This is a genomic window from Nostoc sp., from assembly GCF_036917535.1.
Classification (GTDB): Bacteria; Cyanobacteriota; Cyanobacteriia; order Cyanobacteriales; family Nostocaceae; genus Nostoc.
In genome coordinates, this window is record NZ_JBALDA010000017.1 from 33,375 (window position 1) to 53,282 (window position 19,908).

A 19,908-nucleotide genomic window follows, 5' to 3' on the forward strand; every position below is an offset into this window, starting at 1 on the left:
TCAGTGAAAGCCAAGAATCGAAATCTTACTCAATGTGCGGTGAATCCTCCATCAATGACGATTGTCTGTCCCGTGATGTAGCTGGCAGCATCAGAACACAGAAAAATGACTGATTGAGCAATTTCGTCTGCCTGACCCAGACGACCCATTGAAACCATAGCCGTAGAGTCATTAGACTGATCACCCGTTAAGCGATCCAGCATCGCAGTCGCAATCAGTCCAGGATTGACCGCATTAATCCGAATGCCCTGTTGAGCGTAGTCGAGCGCAGCAGAGCGCGTCAGTCCCATGACTGCGTGCTTACTGGCAATATAGGGAGACATTCCTGGAAATGCAATTAAACCACCGATGGATGAATTGTTCACAATCACGCCTGCTCCTTGGTTTAGCATCTGTTGAATTTCGGACTTCATGCACAGGAAGAGTCCCCGGACATTGATCGACATCAGCTTGTCAAAATCCTCAATGGGTTGTTTGTGTAAGGGAACCTGAGTAGGAGGCTCGATGCCAGCATTATTGAATGCACAATCGAGCTTGCCGTAGGTGAAAACCGCTTTTTGCACCAAAGCTTGCACATCCGCTTCGCTCGATACATCCGATTGCACAAATAAGCATTCCGCTCCAGCATCGCGAATCAGCTTAGCAGTTTCTTCGCCTTCGGCTTCGCGTCTACCTGAAAAGACCACTTTTGCACCCGCCGCACCCATTGCGTAGACGCAAAGCGGCTTGTCGAAGACATCGCGGTTGCTTGACTAATTCCCGATGTGCCTCCTGTGACCAAGGCGACTTTATTCTCAAGCATCATGATGGTTTCTTCTTGTTCGTACCGTGCTATTTGTTTAGCAGACAATCACTTCGTTGACATCAACGCCCTTGCCCTCTCAAGGGTTCTTGGTGAGATTATGGGGATGATCGATCAAGTCATACATGCCGTTAAATGAGTTGCCACGGATTATGTCTCTATTCAGAAAATCATGGGGAAAGCCCAATTCGATCTGACTGACTTGATTGAGCTTTTGCAAATGTTCATTTGAGAGTGTCAGCTCCAAACACTTGAGGTTATCTTGCAATTGCTCCAGCTTGCGTGCCCCCAAAATTAGAATGATCTGCGGACTCTGGGCACGAATCCAGGCAAGTGCTACTTGAGATGATGATCGCCCTAATTCTTGAGCAATCTCTCCCACCAGATGAGCAATCTGCAAACTGCGCTCTGGAATGTCCATGCCGCGCGAGGTTGCCTGACCGTCACCATTCGCCTGACTATACTTCCCCGATAGCACACCTCCAGCCAGAGGCGACCACGGGGTGACTGCCAGATCAAATGCATTTGCCATCGGCAACAAATCGCGTTCTGGCGTGCGCTCGACCAGACTATACTCAATTTGCAGCGCGACAAATTGCGTCCAGCCATTGCATCGAGCAAGGGTATTTGCTTCCGACACAATCCAGGCAGGCGTATCGGAAATGCCAATGTACAGCACCTTGCCTTGCCGCACCATGTCATCAAAGGTTCGCATTACTTCTTCCACTGGAGTCGTGAAATCCCAAGCGTGCAGCCAGAGGACATCAACATAGTCTGTGTTCAATCGTTTCAAACTGCCTTCGAGCGATCGCATCAGGTTCTTGCGATGGTTGCCGCTACCATTCGGATTCTTACCAGTCGGGGGCAACTGGTCTGCCAACGAATACTTCGTTGCCACCACAAAACGTTCTCGATCAGATGCAATCAGTTCACCGACGATCTTCTCACTGCTGCCATTGGTATATGGATTTGCCGTATCGATAAAGTTGCCGCCTGCTTCGACAAAGGCATCAAACATCTGGTGGCTGGTGTCTTTGGGTGCGCCCCAACCCCAATCATCGCCAAAGGTCATGGTGCCGAGGCACAGTTCAGAAACCCGAAGTCCACTTTCACCCAACAATTTGTATCGCATGTTGATATCCTTTTTCACTAAAGTTGCTAATTGAATACTTCTGCTTGCCTTTAATGCTTGCTTACACGAGATTGGTTAGACTGCGAAACTAGCGGTTTGAGAAAAAGCTGTATTTACACTGGTGGCTTCCCATCGATCCAACTCCTCAGCAACCGAGCGGAGTTCGCCTCGAATCCGTTCTAGTGCGTCAGCACCAAGTACGAGGCGCAGGGGTGGCTGCGAGGAATTAACCACTTCAATCATGGCGGTAGCGGCTCGTGCAGGATCACCCACTTGATTGCCATCTTCTCGATCCATCCAGTTTCGAGTCTGACCACTCAATTCGGCATAATCCTCAATTTCGCAAGCAGAGCGTACCATCGAACGTCCTGCCCAGTCAGTACGGAATCCTCCTGGCTCGACAATGGTGACATGAATGCCAAAGGGTGCAACTTCTTGTGCCAGCGCCTCAGAAGCGCCTTCCAAAGCAAATTTTGTCGCGTTGTAAATCCCAAATCCTGTGAAGCCACTGAATCCCCCCACAGAGGAAATGTTGAGAATGTGCCCAGAATGATGGCTCCGCATATGTGTTAGAACGGCTTGGGTCACATTTAGCGCTCCAAAGAAATTAGTCTCGAATTGGGCACGAACTTCTGAATCGCTAACTTCTTCGATCGCTCCTAACAATCCGTAGCCTGCGTTGTTGACCAAGACATCAATTTGACCAAAGGTACTTAACGCCGTGTTTACTGCCTCGTCAACTTCTTGGCGATTTGTTACATCCAAACGAACAGCCTTTGCTGTATCTGGAAAGGAGTTTACCAATTCACTCAATTGCTCAGGCTTGCGGGCAGTGGCGATAAGGCGATCGCCTTGCTTGAGCACAACTTCCGCTAACGCTCTGCCAAATCCGGTCGAACAGCCAGTAATAAACCAAACTTTTGCATTGTGGTTAGTCATCATAGAATTCCTCATTTCAATTTGCTAGTTTGCAGAGATGTACTAAACAGTCCGATCAAAGGACAAAAAAGGGGTGAAGTTGGAAAAACTAGCTTCAACGTTTTCTCTCAAATGGACTAAATTGTTCAATTCAGCGAAACTCATTCCTTGCTTTTTGCTTTTAGATTTTGTGAATGGCAAGCAAGCTACTGAACTAAATAGTACAATTAGCAGATAGGAAGGTTATCTCTCTTAAGACGTAGGTTTAGCACCAATCATTGCCATCATGGTTGGCTCTAACCGCTTTAGTAGGTCAGGCTCGTTGCGAACCTTAGCTTGAAGTTGAAGACCGAGCGCAAAAGCATAAAGGTCTTCAGCCATCATCTGAGGATTGATTGCTTGGTCGATGAGTCCCTCATATTTGGCATCACGCAATGCTTGTTCCATGTAATGAACGATGTGACTAAATAAAAGCTGAATTTGTCTACGCATATCTTCATCAATCAAGCTCAATTCCGCGCCAGCAAGCATGTATGGACATCCAAAAACTTTACCTGTCTTATCAGACAGTAGGCGCGTTCTTTCTTCTAGATAGGTGCAGAAATTTGCCAAGCGTTTGAGAGGCGGAATTAGGGCTGAGAACATGCGATCATACTCTGGCACAATCTTCTCCCAATGCGCTTGGTAAGCAGCTACTGCAAGTTCGCTTTTACCTTTGAAGAAGTGATAAAAGCTACTTTTGCTAATCTTCCCCGCCTTGCAGATATCATCGATGGTCACATTTCCATAGCTACTTGCCCAAATGAGTTCGAGGGCTGTATCAAGGAGTTTTTGGCGCGTAGTGTGTTGTTTAGACATACTATTAGTCTAACGCAGTCTAATGGACAATTTAGTACAATTGCCATATTTTAAGTATTTTAACTGGTTGACAAAAGTGCAGTTACCTTAGCCTCTCACGGATGGGTGGAAATGAAGTTAACTGTTTAAATTTAAATAAATACTGAAAAAAGTATGAATAATTCCGCTAAAGTCTTATTTAAAACAAACTTTATTCTCTTTACAAATGAATATAGAAGAAGCAATAGTAATTTTAGATACATTTCTTGAACATGGCTTAAGTGATGTTCAGGAAATAATATTTCGTAAAGCTTGGGAAGGACAAACTTATCCAGATATCGCAGAAAGCTGTGGTTACGATGCCAATTATATAAAAGATGTTGGTTCTAAGTTATGGAAGCTACTTTCACAAGCTTTCGGGGAAGAGGTGACAAAAAGTAATTTTCGGTCAGTATTGAGACGGCGAAGCCTCCGGCAGGCTTTGCCTACGCAAAATAGCGTTTTGTCAGAAAAACTACAAACTGTGCCACCAGTCTTGAGACAGTCTCAGGCAACAAGCAGAGTCAAAGATCAGATATCAGGGTCTTCTTTAGCGATCAAAAAGCAAGACGAGAGAAAAACCCCAGACCTTAATCCCGACTTCTTAGAAATTCCTGGTGGCTCAGTGCCCCTAAATTCCTTTTTTTACATAGAACGTCCGCCAATTGAAGAACGCACATATGCAGAAATCAATAAACCTGGAAGCCTAATCAGAATCAAAGCCCCCAGCAAAATGGGAAAAACTTCCCTAATGCACAGAATTCTTACTCAGGCCAAACAGACTGGGGTACACACCGTACAAATCGGTTTACAGAGGGCAGATAGTCAAGTTTTCACTAGCTTAGAAAAATTCTTACGCTGGTTTTGTGCTAACGTCAGTCGGCAGTTGAACCTAGAAATCAGACTGGATGATTATTGGGATGAAGATATTGGTAGCAAAGTTAGCTGCACATTGTATTTACAGGAGTATTTACTAGAGAAAATCGACGCTCCAGTAGTCTTAGCTTTGGATGAAGTGAATCGAGTTTTTGAGTATCCAGAAATTTCTAGAGATTTTCTCCCACTACTGCGTTCTTGGTATGAGGATGCTTCCGAATTAGAAATCTGGCAAAAACTCCGACTAATAGTAGTTCATGCCACTGAAGCTTATATCCCGTTAGATATTAATCAATCTCCTTTCAATGTGGGACTACCAATTAAGTTACCAGAATTTAGTTTAGAGCAGATGCAAGAATTGGCAGTGCGTCATGGACTCGATTGGGCCAAAAGTGAGAAAGGATTGGAAAAGCTGGCTCCTCTACGAGCAATGATTGGTGGTCATCCTTATCTAGCTCGTCTGGCTCTTTATAACCTGGGACATCAAGCAGTTACCCTAGAACAGCTACTAAAAGAGGCTTCCACAATTGCCGGCATCTATAGCAACTATTTGCGGCATCATCTAGCAAATCTCCAAGAACATCCAGAACTCGCGATCGCACTTAAACGGGTAGTTACCTCTTCAACAAGTGTGCAATTAGAAGCGATCGCTGCCTATAAATTAGAAAGTATGGGTCTGATAAAACTTGAAGGAAATCAGGCAATGCCTAGCTGTGAGTTATATCAGCTGTATTTCCAAGAGCAATTAGCTTAAACGCTATGAATAAATACGAATATCAAATTGGTGGCAGTCTCAAAGTCGATGCTCCTAGTTATGTAGAACGGCAGGCTGACTTTGAACTTTATAATGCTTTAATTCAAGGTGAATTTTGTTATGTATTTAGTTCTCGGCAAATGGGTAAATCTAGCTTGCGGTTACAAACAAGGCATCGATTAGAACAAGCAGGCTACAGTTGTGCTTCTATCGATATGACTCGCATCGGCAACGGCAATATTACTCCTGCTCAATGGTATAAGGGTATAGTAGTTGACTTGTTAAGAAGCTTTAATCTTTTTAGCAAAGTTAATATAAAATATTGGTGGTCGGAGCGTGAAGATTTACCCGCATTACAGCGATTGAGCCAATTTGTTGAAGACATTTTGTTAGTTGAACTCAAAACTGAAAAAATATTTATTTTTATTGATGAAATTGATAGTGTTTTAGGTTTAAATTTCCCTGTTGTCGATTTTTTTACTTTAATTCGCTCATGCTACAATCAACGGGCAGAAAATCCAGAATATAATCGCCTAACTTGGGCACTGTTTGGAGTAGCAACCCCTTCAAATTTGATTGCCGATCGCAATTGTACCCCATTTAATATTGGTAAATCTATTGAATTGCATGGCTTTAATTTATCGGAAGTTCAACCATTAGTAGCAGGGTTAGAAAGTAAAGTAGCTAATCCGATGGCGGTTCTCAAAGAAATTTTAGCTTGGACAAATGGTCAGCCATTTCTGACTCAAAAGCTCTGTCAGATAGTAGTGCAAGAAAGAAACTCTGGAAGCAAGGATGTTGAAGAGCAGAGAAGTTTAGAAGTTGTTGAGCGTTATAAATTAGATAACCATTTACCGATTATTAATCAACATTTAATAAATTTTTATTACCAATTTCCCTTGTTAATTTTAGAAAAACTAGTGCAAACCCATATTATTGAGAAATGGGAAGCAAAAGACGATCCAGAGCATTTGAAAACAATCCGCGATCGCCTACTGATAAATGAGCAGCGTGCTGGAGGTTTGCTGGGACTGTACCAGCAAATTTTACAAGGAATTCAGGTAGCTTGTGATGATGGAGAAGAACAAATAGAACTGCTGTTGTCGGGTTTAGTAACCAAGCAGGAAGGGCAACTAATAGTAAAGAACCGGATTTATGAAGAGGTTTTTAACCAAACTTGGGTAGAAAAACAATTAGCAAAATTACGACCCTACTCCCAAGCATTCAACGCTTGGGTAGCCTCAGATCGCTGTGATAATTCCCGACTATTACGCGGGACAGCTTTATATGAAGCTCTAGCTTGGTCACAAGGCAAAAGCTTGAGTGATTTGGATTATCAGTTTTTAGCAGCTAGCCAAGAATGCGATCGGCGAGAAGTTGAGACATGGTTAGAAGCAGAACGAACTAAAGAAGTTAAAGCTAGACTAGTTCAAGAGCAAAAAGCAGCTAGATTTCAAAGATTATTTTTTCTAGGCGCATTCGGTTGGGCATTGATAGTTGTTTTAGGATTGGGAATGGTCACTTTCGAGTATAAAAAACACTGTTCAGCGACCTCAAAGCAATTACTACATTAGCCGTAATACCAATTCGCAATTTGCAAGAAATGCTGCTTCGCTACCAGTGTCTAGAATTTTATGAGGAACCGCAAGGGCGCACTGGCTCTCCTACAATAATTTTATTTTTACTTTATAAATAGCCTCTTAAGAGTTAATTTTATTTTGAATTAATTCAAAAAAGTCTAAAATCTCTTTAGTTGAGCGAATATGATAAACACTTTTGCTGTTTTGAGCTTGTTTGATATATTCACGATACTTTGGAGTCAAAAATTTGTGGCATAACCAAAGCGCACGGTAGCTTTTAAGCGAACTTTTCAATATAGGACTATTTTGTGGCCAGCCTTCAGGCGGTTGAAAGTAACCTGTGATGAATCGCTTAGTTACCCACCAAACATGGACATATAGTGGTAAATCGACAAAAACCAGAGTATCCGCTTCATCAAGTCTTGGCCAGAGTGTTTCCATGCAACCAAAACCGTCAATAATCCATCTTTGAGTTTGTAAAATTTCCTGATGGATATGTTTGTAGTCTTCATGAGTAACTTCAGCACCTCCAGCGAGATACTTTATCTTGTCCAAAACGTGAAGTGGTAAACCAGTAGTTTCTGATAATTTCTTGCTCAGAGTTGATTTACCACCTCCAGCATTGCCAAATACTGCTACTTTTTTCATAACCATTTTCGTTTTAGGGCAATTTAGTTCAACAGGCAACAAGGGTTGTCAAGAAAGAATTTCTTTTATAATACTTAAATAATACATAAAGTAGTGTAAAATGTACTATAGCGTTTCTTAAGCAACTGAGGTACATTCAAATCTTGTTTAACAAGCTTAGTAGCTTTGAAAACGTACCTCACCAGGTTGGGAACCGCTATATCCCTCTTCTGTCACTTTCCGGGTATTCTAAATAAAAGGATTAGAAGAAAAAACTCTGGAAGGTAGGTAGAGCAATGGATGTAGAATTACAAATCCTGAAACATTTGGCAAGAGACGCCCACCCAACAGTTGCGATCGTAGACGAATATTGTACAGAGTATAAAGACTTATTTAAAGAAGTAAGGAATTATGAGTGCTTGAAATATTTACACATGGGGATAATATCAACGATAAAACGATTATTTTTTGTGTTTACACGATGATTAGTTTAAATTCTCCAGCCTTCTTAGGTTTAAATCAATCTTGTCAACTTGAGATTGAGACACAAGAAAATAATGATGTTGATTTTTCTAACCATCCACAATGGAACCATGAATTTGGATGGAAGAATACTTTAAATAATCTACGTCTCATTATCCAACCACTTTTACTATTTTGGTTGATTTATCCCTGGTTAAGTATTTTCCCTAATTCACATTTATTATTGGGATTCAATCATTTAATTGCTGCAATGAATCAATTTAAACCCTCTTATGCTTCTGGATGATTTAGCTCCTGAACTACTTGCTTATCTCGGAAAGTGACAGAAGAGGGATATTTTATTTTTGGCATCATCTACGCTATATCTATTACTGCTAAAGAAAACTCAGACAATTGCATCCAATTAACTAACAATCCTAAGAATAGTTATATTTGCGATCGCCTGTTCAATGATTTGTGCTAAGATGGCTGTCTCTATTGCTTTGAATATCTCGTACTTTGTATCTTGAAAGACAGCAGTAAGAATTCTTTAAGATACGTGACACTTTCTTTCGATCTTTGGGAATTATAGCTCGATTACATGGATTTGAGCCTTAACTGAATTGTATTGGTCATAACAAACCCTCTATCTCAGCAAATTTCCGCAACCGTGGTAGACACTGGCGTTGGTAGAAACTGCTTAATGTCGCAATTGATAGCCCAAAGTCTTCAGATAATTCTTTCCAGCTAACTTCTGCGGGTAAGCGTTTGAGAATTAATACCTGACAATTTACGTCCGGACGTCCTTTAATGTGAGTACTACGTAGTTCCATATCCGAGTCTGTCTTCACCCATATCTCTAGGTTTTCCAAAATGGGAGGCGTTTGGGGGGTAGCTGGTATATTATCTATCGGGTCAATAGTTTCACCAATCTCACCCGATTTCAACTGACGAACCCCAAAGGAGACTGTTGTGGCTTTTTCCCGGTTTTGGTTGAGATAAAAGTCTTGTAGTCTGCGTTTTAGGTAAGCATCTAGCCAACTAATCACACTACCTTGAGTAGAGTCATAGGCTTGACCTGTCAGACCATCACAAACGTTGCGGCAGAAATACAACCAAGTTTGTTGCAGTGCGTCTTGATAGTAGGGAGTATTTTCCTTCCATAGTTTACCTTGTGTCAAACGAATGATTTGCGTGAGCAACTTCTGACGTTGACGACTTCCAGGTGAATATCTACAGGCTTGGGCAACTAAGGATGTTAGCTGTTCATTTAGATCCTCTTTAACTGAGGTGCTAAACAACAGATGCCTGACTTTCTGGTTTACTGGTAATGAATGACTCTGAATATCTAAATCAGTAGTAACATCTTCTACAGTCAAAGAGTTGTTGCTCACATCATCAGTTTTAACAGCAATGCTATCCATATTTCCTTGCTCAGATACCTGAATATAGCGATGAATTGCTTTTTCAGACGGGATAAAATCTTGGTTTATACTATTTTTTCGCATCTTATTTTCTTTCCTGAAGTTTCTTTTTTCTATATACTTTGCAGGCTTGATGCAGTAGCCAAGCATCTCTTTGCTTGATTTTTGATGCTGTCATTATCTGTCAAATACTAGAGGTAATACACAGCATGATTGCAATGGACAATACACTTTTACTCACCGACTCAATTCAATCCACATAATCAACTCAGTAAGAATAATTAAATGTAAAATGCAAATCAGAAGAACCTGTTACTGTTGGGGTTTTCCCTTCTGCTTCTACTTATTAGACGTTCTTGAGGTTTTGGATTGAAGTTTACTTTGACCATACTTTTAATTTAAGTGGATCACTCACTTTTTAACAGTATGAAAAAGTCATAATTTGTCAGGAATTTTGCCGTCAAAGTTTTATTAATTTATGTAAAGAATGTCAGTAACGTCAGAAAAAATCTTTTTTTCTCCTGTGTTAGCAGTTTTAGATTAGAAATCTTGACTAAAGGTATTTTCCAGCAATCTCAGACTACTTATTCATTTACAGAACTTTTGATATAAAATATTTTACAGCTTGCTGAAATGCTGTTAGTAGGAGGTGATATCGCGGACATTCGCACAATGGTATTCCTGTCCGTTTAACTCCAGATAATTGACAGTTATTTCCACGGCTATGTCCTGACCATCTTGGGTTCGTTGAGTAGACTCAAAAGTGAGAGAGCCTTTTTGTCTAACTTCCTCCCAGTGTGATCGCCAAGCAACTGTCGAAAAATTTGGATTTATATCGTAAACAGTCATGGTCAACAATTGGGTGCGGGAGTAGCCAAGATGACAACAGGCGGCTTCATTCACGTAAACTAGCTGGGCATCCGAATTTACAAAAAAGATAGAATCCTTAAATTTATCTAGATAAAACTGACTAAGGCGCAGTGCTGACTCGGCTTTTTGGCGATCGCTAATTTCCTGTTGCAAAAGTATATTTTGCTCGGTCAGTTGTTTTTGCAACCTTCGGATAGTCAAGTTATTTTCTACACGGGCAAAAACTTCTTCTTCACTAAAAGGTTTGGTAATATAATCCACTCCCCCGACAGCAAAAGCTTTAACTTTGTCAAAAACTTCATCCAAGGCGCTAATAAAAATCACTGGAATGTCGCGGGTTTTCTCCGAGGCTTTCAAGTGTTGACAAACTTCATAGCCATTCATTTCTGGCATCATGATATCAAGCAAAATTAAATCGGGCGGTGCAGCTTGTGCTGTTTTTAAAGCTGTTTGTCCGTTAATGACTCTGCGAATTTCATAGCCAACCTGAGTTAGCATAGCGGATAAAAGTCGCAGATTGTCGGGTGTATCATCAACAACAAGAATATTTGCTTTTGGTAGTTGAACTTGATGGTTATCCATATTTATTAGAACTAATTTATTAAAAAAGAATTCAGGAGTCATAAATCAGAATGGGTTAAACGCCCCGCTACCGCTAACAGAATTTAATTGGAGTCCGACTGGTGAATGGGTTTAAGATCCCCACCAAATCTTCTGGTGCATTCGTTCGCTACACAAAGATTTAGCGATCTTTAATTACTGGCGGGTCTCAATCCTCCACTTTCTTGTTCTGACTCCTGAATTCTGACTTCTGAATTCTGATTCAAAAATCATTTCTTACAGTTGTGTTAAATCAATAACTTTATCAATACGAAAGTTATTAACCCAATCAGATAGAGTGTTTGTCAAAAGAGCAGATTCTTCAGGAATTTGCTCAAGCAAGCTAAAAATCAGCTTTTCATCAGTACACAGTGCCGCTTGATGTAGCTGTGCTACCCACTCAGTGGGCATCTGAGCCAGCATCTCTTCTAATGATAAAAGTTTAAGGTCGGAATTTTCAGTAAATTCGTCTTTTTGAAGGGGTTTCTCTGCATATACATAACGCACCCCTAAATATTTAGACATCATATTCAAGATTACTTCTTCTCGGAACGGCTTACGTACAAAATCGTTGCAGCCAGCCGATAAAACCACGAACCGTTCCTCATCAAAAGCACTAGCAGTTAAGGCAATAATGACAGTAGCTTGACCCTTTAAAGTAGCTCTAATTTGTTTAGTAGCTTCATACCCATCCATCACAGGCATCCGCATATCCATCCAAATCAGTTGTGGTTCCCAAGTTTCCCAAAGAGTCACCCCTTCTTGACCATTTTCAGCATGACGAACTTCGAAGCCAAGGGATACTAGCATCTTGACTAGGAGTTCGCGATTTTCCCATTTATCTTCAACTACTAAGATTCGGTATTTCGGTTGATTAGGCTCTAAACCAATTACTCGTCGTTTTACCTGTTGAATTGGAGCTTCAGCTACTTCTGCTAGACTAATTTGGAGATCAAAAGAAAAAATTGTTCCTTGACCCAAAGTACTGCTAACAATAATACTTCCCCCCATGAGATGCACAAATTGTTGGCTAATAGTTAAACCCAAACCTGTTCCTTGTTGAGATTTTCGACCTGCTTCTGTTTGCACAAAAGGCTTAAATAACTTTTCAATTTCAGCAGATGCAATCCCTGGGCCAGTGTCTTCGACTTCAAAATAAAGCCAGAAGAATGAGGGATGGGAGTTTTTTCTTGCTTGTGATTCTTCTTGTTGCTGTAGTTTACTTTTTTCCTCAATTCTAACTCGCAAACTCACGCCACCTTCTTCAGTAAATTTGATAGCATTACCAAGGAGATTAATCAAGATTTGACGTAATTTGCTTTCATCTGTCTGCACATATCTAGGAACTTCAGGTCTACGTTCAAACATCAACTGTAAACCTTTGGATTCCGCTTTAATTTGAAACATCTCTTCAAGTGAATCAAGTAGAGTATATAAGTCAAAGCTATTGTTATTCAGTGTCGTTAAACCCGCTTCAATTTTGGACATTGACAACACATCATTAATCAAGGTAAGCAAATGCTCGCCACTGCGACTGATAATTTCTAAATGTTCCAACTGAGAAGCATTGATAGAAGAATCGCGGGACAGTAGCTGAGTAAAGCCAAGGATGCTGTTAAGAGGAGTACGAAGTTCGTGACTCATGTTTGCGAGAAATTCGCTTTTAGCAAGGTTGGCAGTTTCGGCTTCTTTGGCTTTTACTTCTAATCTATGGCTGTAATTCTCTAATTGTTCGCCAGAGATTTTTAACTGTCGCGTTAGCCAAGACACTCCAATCAATAGAAATCCCATTGATAAGAATCCCACTAGCATCATTGTCCCTGCTAATCGCCGAGCCGGCGCGAAGGCTTCTTCCTGGTTCATCTCCACCATTAAGGCTAGGTCTTGGTCATTGAGCCAGTGATATACCCCAATTACTAACACTCCAGCATAGTTTGGATAAAGCCCTTGACTGCTAATTCCACTCATTGCGGCATCAATACCTTGGCTGCTAACTCCTTGAGAAAAGTCTGGTGTTTGTGTTTTATCTTTATCTTTAGAAATAAAAGCGTTTTTAGTTACTAAAGAACCAACTAAATAAGTTTCGCCACTCTTACCCAAGCCTGTACGTTCCCGGACAATCTGATCTATTTTGTCTAAATTCAAATCAGCTAAAAGAACACCTTGGCGTACCTTAGCTGCATTACGTATGGGCGTTGCAAAAGTAACTGATGGCTTCCCAGTAATAGGTGAGGCATAGAAGATGGGGGCAAAAGAGTCTCCTGGCTGAATCTGTTCAATATAGGTGATGTTAGCTGAAATTTCATATTCACCTTCACGCTGTTTGTTAGTAGATAAAATAATCCGATTACTCCGGTCAAGAATGGAAATTTCTCCAAGACTTGGCTTGATTTCCGCCATGTTTGCGAGATAATCTGAAAGAATTTTGTAAGCTTGACGATGATTTGCGTCACCTGCTTGAGAATTTAAAAGTATTTGAAAATTATTTTGTACGTCTGGAAACTGAGTTACTAGGAGAAAGTCTCGTTCTTGATCTTCAAACCAACGGGTAATTTCTTCTTCTTTGAGAGTGGCAGCAGCACTGAGTCGTTCAAAAGCAGCTTGCTTCAGAGCTTCCTTGGCATTGAGAAAAGCAAATCCTCCTACTACACCTACAGTCACCAAGGATAGGAATAAGAAGGAACTGGCAACTTTAACAGTTAGGTGCTGATTCCATAACTTCATATATTTACAAGTTGTTTCTTCTTTTAAAGATATTTATCTTTTTTATTATTCATGCAGATAAGCTATTCCTTTAGTTAATATAAATAATTATTGATTACCATTGAGCAAAAATTTGTTTTATCTGCTTAATTGCCTCATCGGTTGCTTGCTCTGAAGAAATTTTATCTACAATTATTCGATTAAGAGCTTTTCCCCAAATATTCTCCTCTAACACTACGCTGTATGCTGGGTTTTGGACATAATAAAACAACCGCGTTGAACCTTCCGTCACCGTCTTGACCGCAGTTGAAATGTGTGTGTCAGCTGGGTTTTTCCAAAATGGGTCTTGCCAAAGTGTCTTGATGACTGGTAAATTACAGCCTCCAGCAGCTTTTAGATACTTACCTATCACCTGTGATTGAGTGAGATATGCAAGAAAATTCAAAGCTTTTTTCTGTTGTTGGGAATCAGCGAATAAAACTGCTTGCCTAAGTGTGAGTAGATAACGCATTGGCTTGCCGTTGGGTTTGTTGGGAAATTTTAAGATGCCAAGCTTATTGCGATAGGTGTCGGCATCTTGACGAACAGAGCAAGGAATTGAGAGCGTGTTATTAGGAGTCATCACCACCATCCGGTTGAGCAAGTTGCGATTATTATCTGGATTTAACCAATTGAGTGCATCTGGTGGCACATAACCTTGTTGGTAAAATTTGGTATACCAATCTAATGCCTGGACAATTTTTTGTCTCACCTTTGGATCATCGATCAGGAGTTTACCTTTGGAGTCGAGAATTTGCACATCGTATGCTTCTAAAATATGCTCAAAAAAGATGTAGGTATCTGAAGCTCCGGTAGAGAAAGGAAAACCTAGCCCATAAATATGCTGTTTTTGCTGTTTTGCCCGCAGATCATTCTGTACTTTTTTCCAAAATTCCCAAAAACCATCCCAATCTTTGGGGATATCGCTTTTGCTGCGACCTATTTGCTCTAGCAAGTCTCGCCAGTAAAAAATGTGAACTGTTGCCTGATTGATTGGAACTGCATAGTAGCTTCGCTTTTTTGCAGCATTATTATAATAATTAACAGCTTGCAGAGCATATTCAGGATAAAGATTTTTGACTGGCTCAATTACATCCGTTACATCTGCCAATTTACCTTCCCAAGCCAAATGCGGATTCAAAGCTCTCTCAGCGCCGTAACTCATCATGATATCGGGTGGATTACCCGCGTAAATGGCCCTACGCGCTTTCTGCGGTAACTCATCGCCGATATAGAAGGAAAGCTTGACTTGATTACCAGTTTGTTTTTCCCAGTTGCTCACCAACTGCTGGATTGCTTCATCCTCATCGACAGTAAAACCTTTATCCCACCAAATCTTTAAAACTGTGTTATCAGTAGGCGAATGGGTGACTGAAGATTGTTTTAATTGAGAGGTATTAGTACAAGCAATAATTATCAAACTGAGTGTGAATACAATGAACACATATCTGCGATAATGGTGATATTGTGTCCAATTCTGAGAGCCTTTAGCAATTTGACTAGCTTTTCTTTTAAATGTCATCTTTGTAAAAGCTTACTGCCATTGGTCAAAAATTTGCTTAATCCGAGCGATCGCTTCATCAGCTGCTTGCTCTGAAGAAATTTTATCTACAACAATTCGATTGAGAGCCTTACCCCAAACATTATCTTTTAAAACTCGGCTATAAGCTGGGTTTTGGACAATATAAAATGGGCGCGTTGAACCTTCGATTAATGTCTTAGCAGCAGTTGAGATGTGTGGATCATTTGGGTTTGTCCAAAAAGGGTCTTTCCAATTTGGTTTCATCACTGGTAGATACCGACCTCCAGCAGCTTTAATGTAGTTTCCTATTGTTGATGGTTGAACTAAATACCTGAAAAACTCCTTGGCTGTCTTCTGGTTGTCAGACTCAGCAAACAAAATTGCGGCATTAACTGCGACTAAGTAACGCATAGGCTGTCCATTAGGTTTGTTGGGAAATGGTATAGTGCCAAGCTGATGACGATAAATCTCAGGGTTTTGACGCACAGCCGCCGGAATTGAAAGAGTGGTGTTGGGTGTCATCACTACAGCGTGGTTGAGCAAGCTGCGGTTATTATCTGGATTTAACCAATTGACTGCATCCGGTGGAACGTAGTTTTGCTGGTAAAATTTGGCATACCAATCTAAGCTTTTAACAATTGAGCCTCGCACGTTGGGGTCATCGAGGCAAAGCTGACCTTTAGAGTCTAAAATTTGGACATTGTATGCTTCTAAAATTTGCTCAAATATGTAATAAGTATCCGCAGAAGCAACGGAGTAAGGAAAACCTAACCCGTAAATTTTTGGATTTTGATTCTGTTTTGGCTGTGCTTGTAAATCATCTTGCACTTGTTTCCAAAATTCCCAAAAAGCATCCCAATCTTTAGGGATATCTTTTTGACTCCGACCAACTTGCTTTAATAAATCGTGCCAATAATGAATATGAATTGTTAACTGATTAATTGGGACTGCATAATAGCTACGATTTTTAGCAACATTGTTATAAAAATGAACAGCTTCTAGTACACTATCAGAATAAAGACTTTTGACCGGCTCAAGAACATCCGAAATATCTGCAAGTTTACCATCCCACGCCAGATGTGGTATCAGTTCCCTCTCAGCACTGCTACTCATCACAATGTCAGGCTGATTGTGCGCTTGAAGTGCCCTGTTAGTCTTCTCGGATAGTTCATCATTAGTGTAAAAAGTCAACTTAACTTTTTTACCACTTGCTTTTTCCCAGTTGCTAATCAGCAGCTTGAGCGCCTCATCCTCTTCTAAATTAGAACCCTTATCCCACCAAATCTTTAAATCTGTAGTTTTACTGGATAACTTATTAAGTGGGGAAGAGGAGGATTGATATGTGTTAGTGCAAGCAACAATTATCAAGCAGAGGATTAATGCTATAAGTGCGTAGCGACGGTTAGTTAGTCTTGGTACTACGTTAAAAGCTTCCTTAGCTCTGTGCTGATTCTTCAGGACTTGAGTAATTTGATTGGCTTTTTTTCTGGACACCACACTTCTAGAGCTTATATTTAAACTGAATAGATATACTCAATTTAAGGTTTTTTGTCGATCTCTCAATAATTTATCAGCGATCGCTCTTAAAAGAGATGGGCAATTGCTTGCTCTTGGCGGGGAACGAAGCACATGACATCGCCTCGCTATTTGCACTGATTGAAGTAATTATTCTACCGCGTGGTTTAATAATTCCATTAATGAATCGAATACGAGGTGCCCAATATAACACCTCGCATTCTGAAGATTTCTATTTGACTGTGGCGTAGAGGATTAAACAACTAAAAAGTTGTTTTGACTTAGTGACACTCCACCAGATAGTTGTGCAAATTTTACCTGAGTAAATCCACCCGCGCTGCCATCTTGGTCAAAATATAATGCGCCTGTAGTATTGTCATAGATAAATCGCTGATTGCTCGTTGTTGCAGATGCTCCAAGGGTAAAAGAGCTAGCTGAGAGTAAACCTGCTGATAACGCGCCACCAAAACCAGCAGCCGATATCTGAATCAGTTCATTAGTCGCGTTGAAGTTAAAAATGCTATCAACGCCTTCATTGAAACTATTGAAAACAAAGGTATCAGTACCAGCTCCTCCATAGAGGTTATCATTACCTTTGCCACCTTTGAAGGTATTTTTACCAGAGGCACCAGAGGCTGTGAGAGTATCATTGCCATCGCCTCCATCCAGTAGATTATTGCCTGATGAATAGTCAACAATCAAGCGATCATCATTAGCACCACCATTGAGCGTGTTATTCCCAGAGACAGTATAAGCTCTGTATGAGGAATATAAGGAGGCTGAACCAGCGGCTGTCAGAGTATCATTGCCATCGCCCCCAGAGAGTAGGTTATTGCCTGATGAATAGTTAGTAACTAAGTTATCGTCACCAGCGCCACCATTGAGGGTGTTTTTACCAGAAATAGCATCGAGATCAAAATCGCCTCGGTAGTCGTCATAGGAGCCAGAGACGTTAAGAGAATCATTATCATCACCACCAGAGAGCGAATTATTACCATTTGAATAGTCAGCAGTCAAGTAATCCTTACCTGCACCGCCGAGAATTGTGTTATTTCCATTTCCCCCAGCAAGGGTATCGTTGCCATTGCTCCCCACAATCAAATCATCGTAGTTTGTACCTGAGATATTTAATTGTTCGATATTCTTGTAGCTAACCTGATTCGGGCCTGCTGTAATCGAACCAGTGTTAGTAGCAGCATTGAATGTCGAAGTGATTCCCTGGCTGATAGAATAGTTATAGAAGGACAACAAATCGTCACCTTTGCCTCCATCTATGGTATCTTTGCCGCGATCGCCTCCGGTGAGTGTATCATTGCCATTGCCCCCCACAATCAAATCATTGTAGGCTGTACCTGAGATATTTAATCGTTCAATATTCTTGTAGCTAACCTGATTCGTGCCTGATGTAATTGAACCAGTGTTAGTAACAGCATTGAAAGTTGAAGTGATTCCCTTACCCCCGCTAGAATTACTGTAATAATAGGCTTCCAATAAATCATCACCTTTTCCCCCATCGATAGTATCATTGCCACTACTACTCCCGTAGAGCGAAAGGGTATCGTTGCCATTACTTCCCACAATCAAGTCATTGTAGACTGTACCTGAGATATGTAATCCTTCGATGTTCTTGTAGTTAATCAGATCCGTGCCCGCCCTAATCGAGCCAGTATTAGTAGCAGCATTGAATGTTGTTGTGATTCCCTCACTAGGATAGATATACGAAACGCTCAACAAATCCTTACCTGTCCCGCCATCTACTGTTTGAGTCGCTAAGGAAGGTGGGGAAGTATATAAAACGAAAGAGAAGGAATCATTACCATTTCCTCCATTGAAAATGTTATTACCAAACGTACCCTGGGCTTTTTTGTCGTCGTAGTAGCCAGAGGCAAAGAAAGAATCATTGCCATCTTCTCCATTAAGGATGTTATCGCCAGTTGAATAGTTAACACTCAATTGATCGTCACCAGCACCACCATTGAGAGTGTTATTCCCGGAGGTAAAAGAGGCGGAATAGTCATAGTCGCCAGAGGCACTAAGAGAATCATTGCCATCTCCTCCATTGAGGATGTTATCGCCTGTTGAATAGTTAGCATCTAATTGATCGTCACCAGCACCACCGTAGAGGGTGTTATTGCCATCCGTTTTAGACGCAGAGAGATTATCATTGCCATCGCCCCCAGAGAACAGGTTATCACCTGTTGAAGAGGTAGCACTGAATTGATCGTTACCAACACCACCGTTAAGGATGTTATCGCTTGTTGAATAATCAACATTTAAGCAATCGTTACCTTCACCACCAAAAATCGTATCATTGCCATAATTTGAATCATTGCCACTACTGCCTCCGAAGAGTAAATCGTTGCCATTGCTTCCAACAATAAAATCAGCGTAGGTTGTACCTCTAATTTCTAATTGTTCGATATTGTTGTAGTTAATCTGATTTGTGCCAGCCTTAATTGAACCAGTGTTAGTAGCAGCATCGAAACTCGAAGTGATTCCTTTAGTAGCACTGGTGTAATATATAGACAAGTAATCCTCACCAGTTTCTCCATTTACGCTTTGAGTCGTTAAAGAAGAAGGAGCAGTTTTTGAGGCGGACAAATAGAAGGTGTCATTACCAGCGCCTCCATTTAGAGTGTTTCTACCCTGGACTTCATCGGCGTAAAAAGAATCATCGCCGTCTTTGCCTAAAACCTTATTGTTGCCAACAGAATAGCTAATATCAAGGTAGTCATCCCCAGCATCTCCACTGAGGATGTTATTTCCAGAAGAATAGGCAGCATCAAGGGTATCATTTCCCTCATCACCCTGCACTATGTTATTACCAGTACCACCACGCAAGGAGTCGTTATCTGTACCACCACGGAGAGAGTCATTATCCGTACCACCAAGGAGAGTATCATTCCCTGCACCACCAATGAGGGTATCATTTCCGGCATCACCGCTCAAAAGGTCGTTACCATTTTTGCCATTGATGATATCATCACCCACTTTAGCGTTAATTGTATCTGCACCCTGACTACCCAGTAGAGTATCTTTACCGTTGGTTCCAATGATATTCACCATAACTTTTATCTTCCTAAATCGATTTTTTGAGTAACTTCAGTTATTAACTTGTTGTTAATGTTATTTATGAATACACAGAAATTGCCGAGAGTTAACGCTTTCGACATACTTTTATGTCACCCTTGAGGGCTAGCAATTTTCT

13 protein-coding genes and 2 pseudogenes are annotated in these 19,908 nt (G+C 40.9%); 4 read left to right on the plus strand and 11 right to left on the minus strand.

Translation table 11 applies throughout. From position 1 onward, the window contains the following. Positions 1-29 precede the first annotated feature (29 nt). The 4 genes from V7K56_RS05795 to V7K56_RS05810 form a co-directional block, all read right to left on the minus strand. Positions 30-707 carry an SDR family oxidoreductase gene (locus V7K56_RS05795; protein WP_334908470.1) on the minus strand — a complete coding sequence of 226 codons (678 nt, stop codon included), beginning with the start codon at positions 705-707 and terminating at the stop codon, positions 30-32. 174 nt (positions 708-881) lie between these two features. Then, positions 882-1,934 carry an aldo/keto reductase gene (locus tag V7K56_RS05800; protein ID WP_334908598.1) on the minus strand — a complete coding sequence of 351 codons (1,053 nt, stop codon included), beginning with the start codon at positions 1,932-1,934 and terminating at the stop codon, positions 882-884. 75 nt (positions 1,935-2,009) lie between these two features. After that, a complete protein-coding gene (locus V7K56_RS05805; RefSeq protein WP_334908472.1) occupies positions 2,010-2,876 on the minus strand; it encodes an oxidoreductase in 867 nt (288 codons plus the stop codon). A gap of 228 nt (positions 2,877-3,104) precedes the next feature. Then, positions 3,105-3,710, minus strand: a complete 606-nt coding sequence (locus V7K56_RS05810) for a TetR/AcrR family transcriptional regulator (protein WP_334908474.1) — start codon at positions 3,708-3,710, stop codon at positions 3,105-3,107. 205 nt (positions 3,711-3,915) lie between these two features. Between V7K56_RS05810 and V7K56_RS05815 the strand changes: the two genes are divergently transcribed. Further along, complete coding sequence (locus tag V7K56_RS05815; protein ID WP_334908476.1) at positions 3,916-5,358, plus strand: AAA-like domain-containing protein; 1,443 nt, start codon at positions 3,916-3,918, stop codon at positions 5,356-5,358. 5 nt (positions 5,359-5,363) lie between these two features. Continuing rightward, a complete protein-coding gene (locus V7K56_RS05820) occupies positions 5,364-6,932 on the plus strand; it encodes an AAA-like domain-containing protein (RefSeq protein ID WP_334908478.1) in 1,569 nt (522 codons plus the stop codon). Between the two features lie 126 nt (positions 6,933-7,058). Here the strand turns inward: V7K56_RS05820 and V7K56_RS05825 are convergent, their stop codons facing one another. Next, a complete protein-coding gene (locus V7K56_RS05825; RefSeq protein WP_334908480.1) occupies positions 7,059-7,586 on the minus strand; it encodes an adenylate kinase in 528 nt (175 codons plus the stop codon). A gap of 275 nt (positions 7,587-7,861) precedes the next feature. Here V7K56_RS05825 and V7K56_RS05830 point away from each other — a divergent pair. Both V7K56_RS05830 and V7K56_RS36950 read left to right on the plus strand, forming a co-directional pair. Then, positions 7,862-8,026: pseudogene (locus V7K56_RS05830) on the plus strand (IS701 family transposase); the annotation flags it as partial. Next, positions 8,026-8,334 (plus strand): annotated as a pseudogene (locus V7K56_RS36950) (IS701 family transposase); the annotation flags it as partial. The pseudogenes V7K56_RS05830 and V7K56_RS36950, both read left to right, overlap by 1 nt. Before the next feature lie 325 nt (positions 8,335-8,659). Here V7K56_RS36950 and V7K56_RS05840 read toward each other — a convergent pair. The 6 genes from V7K56_RS05840 to V7K56_RS05865 all read right to left on the minus strand — a co-directional run bounded on the left by V7K56_RS05840 (position 8,660) and on the right by V7K56_RS05865 (position 19,766). Further along, positions 8,660-9,328, minus strand: a complete 669-nt coding sequence (locus V7K56_RS05840) for a sigma-70 family RNA polymerase sigma factor (protein WP_334908600.1) — start codon at positions 9,326-9,328, stop codon at positions 8,660-8,662. A gap of 762 nt (positions 9,329-10,090) precedes the next feature. Continuing rightward, positions 10,091-10,903 carry a response regulator gene (locus tag V7K56_RS05845; protein WP_334908482.1) on the minus strand — a complete coding sequence of 271 codons (813 nt, stop codon included), beginning with the start codon at positions 10,901-10,903 and terminating at the stop codon, positions 10,091-10,093. A 255-nt stretch (positions 10,904-11,158) separates the two neighbouring features. Further along, positions 11,159-13,645, minus strand: coding sequence for a hybrid sensor histidine kinase/response regulator (locus V7K56_RS05850; RefSeq protein ID WP_334908484.1), 2,487 nt, complete (start codon positions 13,643-13,645; stop codon positions 11,159-11,161). 94 nt (positions 13,646-13,739) lie between these two features. Further along, a complete protein-coding gene (locus tag V7K56_RS05855; RefSeq protein ID WP_334908486.1) occupies positions 13,740-15,185 on the minus strand; it encodes an ABC transporter substrate-binding protein in 1,446 nt (481 codons plus the stop codon). A 12-nt stretch (positions 15,186-15,197) separates the two neighbouring features. Next, positions 15,198-16,679 carry an ABC transporter substrate-binding protein gene (locus tag V7K56_RS05860; protein ID WP_334908488.1) on the minus strand — a complete coding sequence of 494 codons (1,482 nt, stop codon included), beginning with the start codon at positions 16,677-16,679 and terminating at the stop codon, positions 15,198-15,200. A 276-nt stretch (positions 16,680-16,955) separates the two neighbouring features. Then, entirely contained in the window at positions 16,956-19,766 is a 2,811-nt protein-coding gene (locus V7K56_RS05865; protein ID WP_334908490.1) for a beta strand repeat-containing protein, read from the minus strand. Between the last annotated feature and the right edge of the window lie 142 nt (positions 19,767-19,908).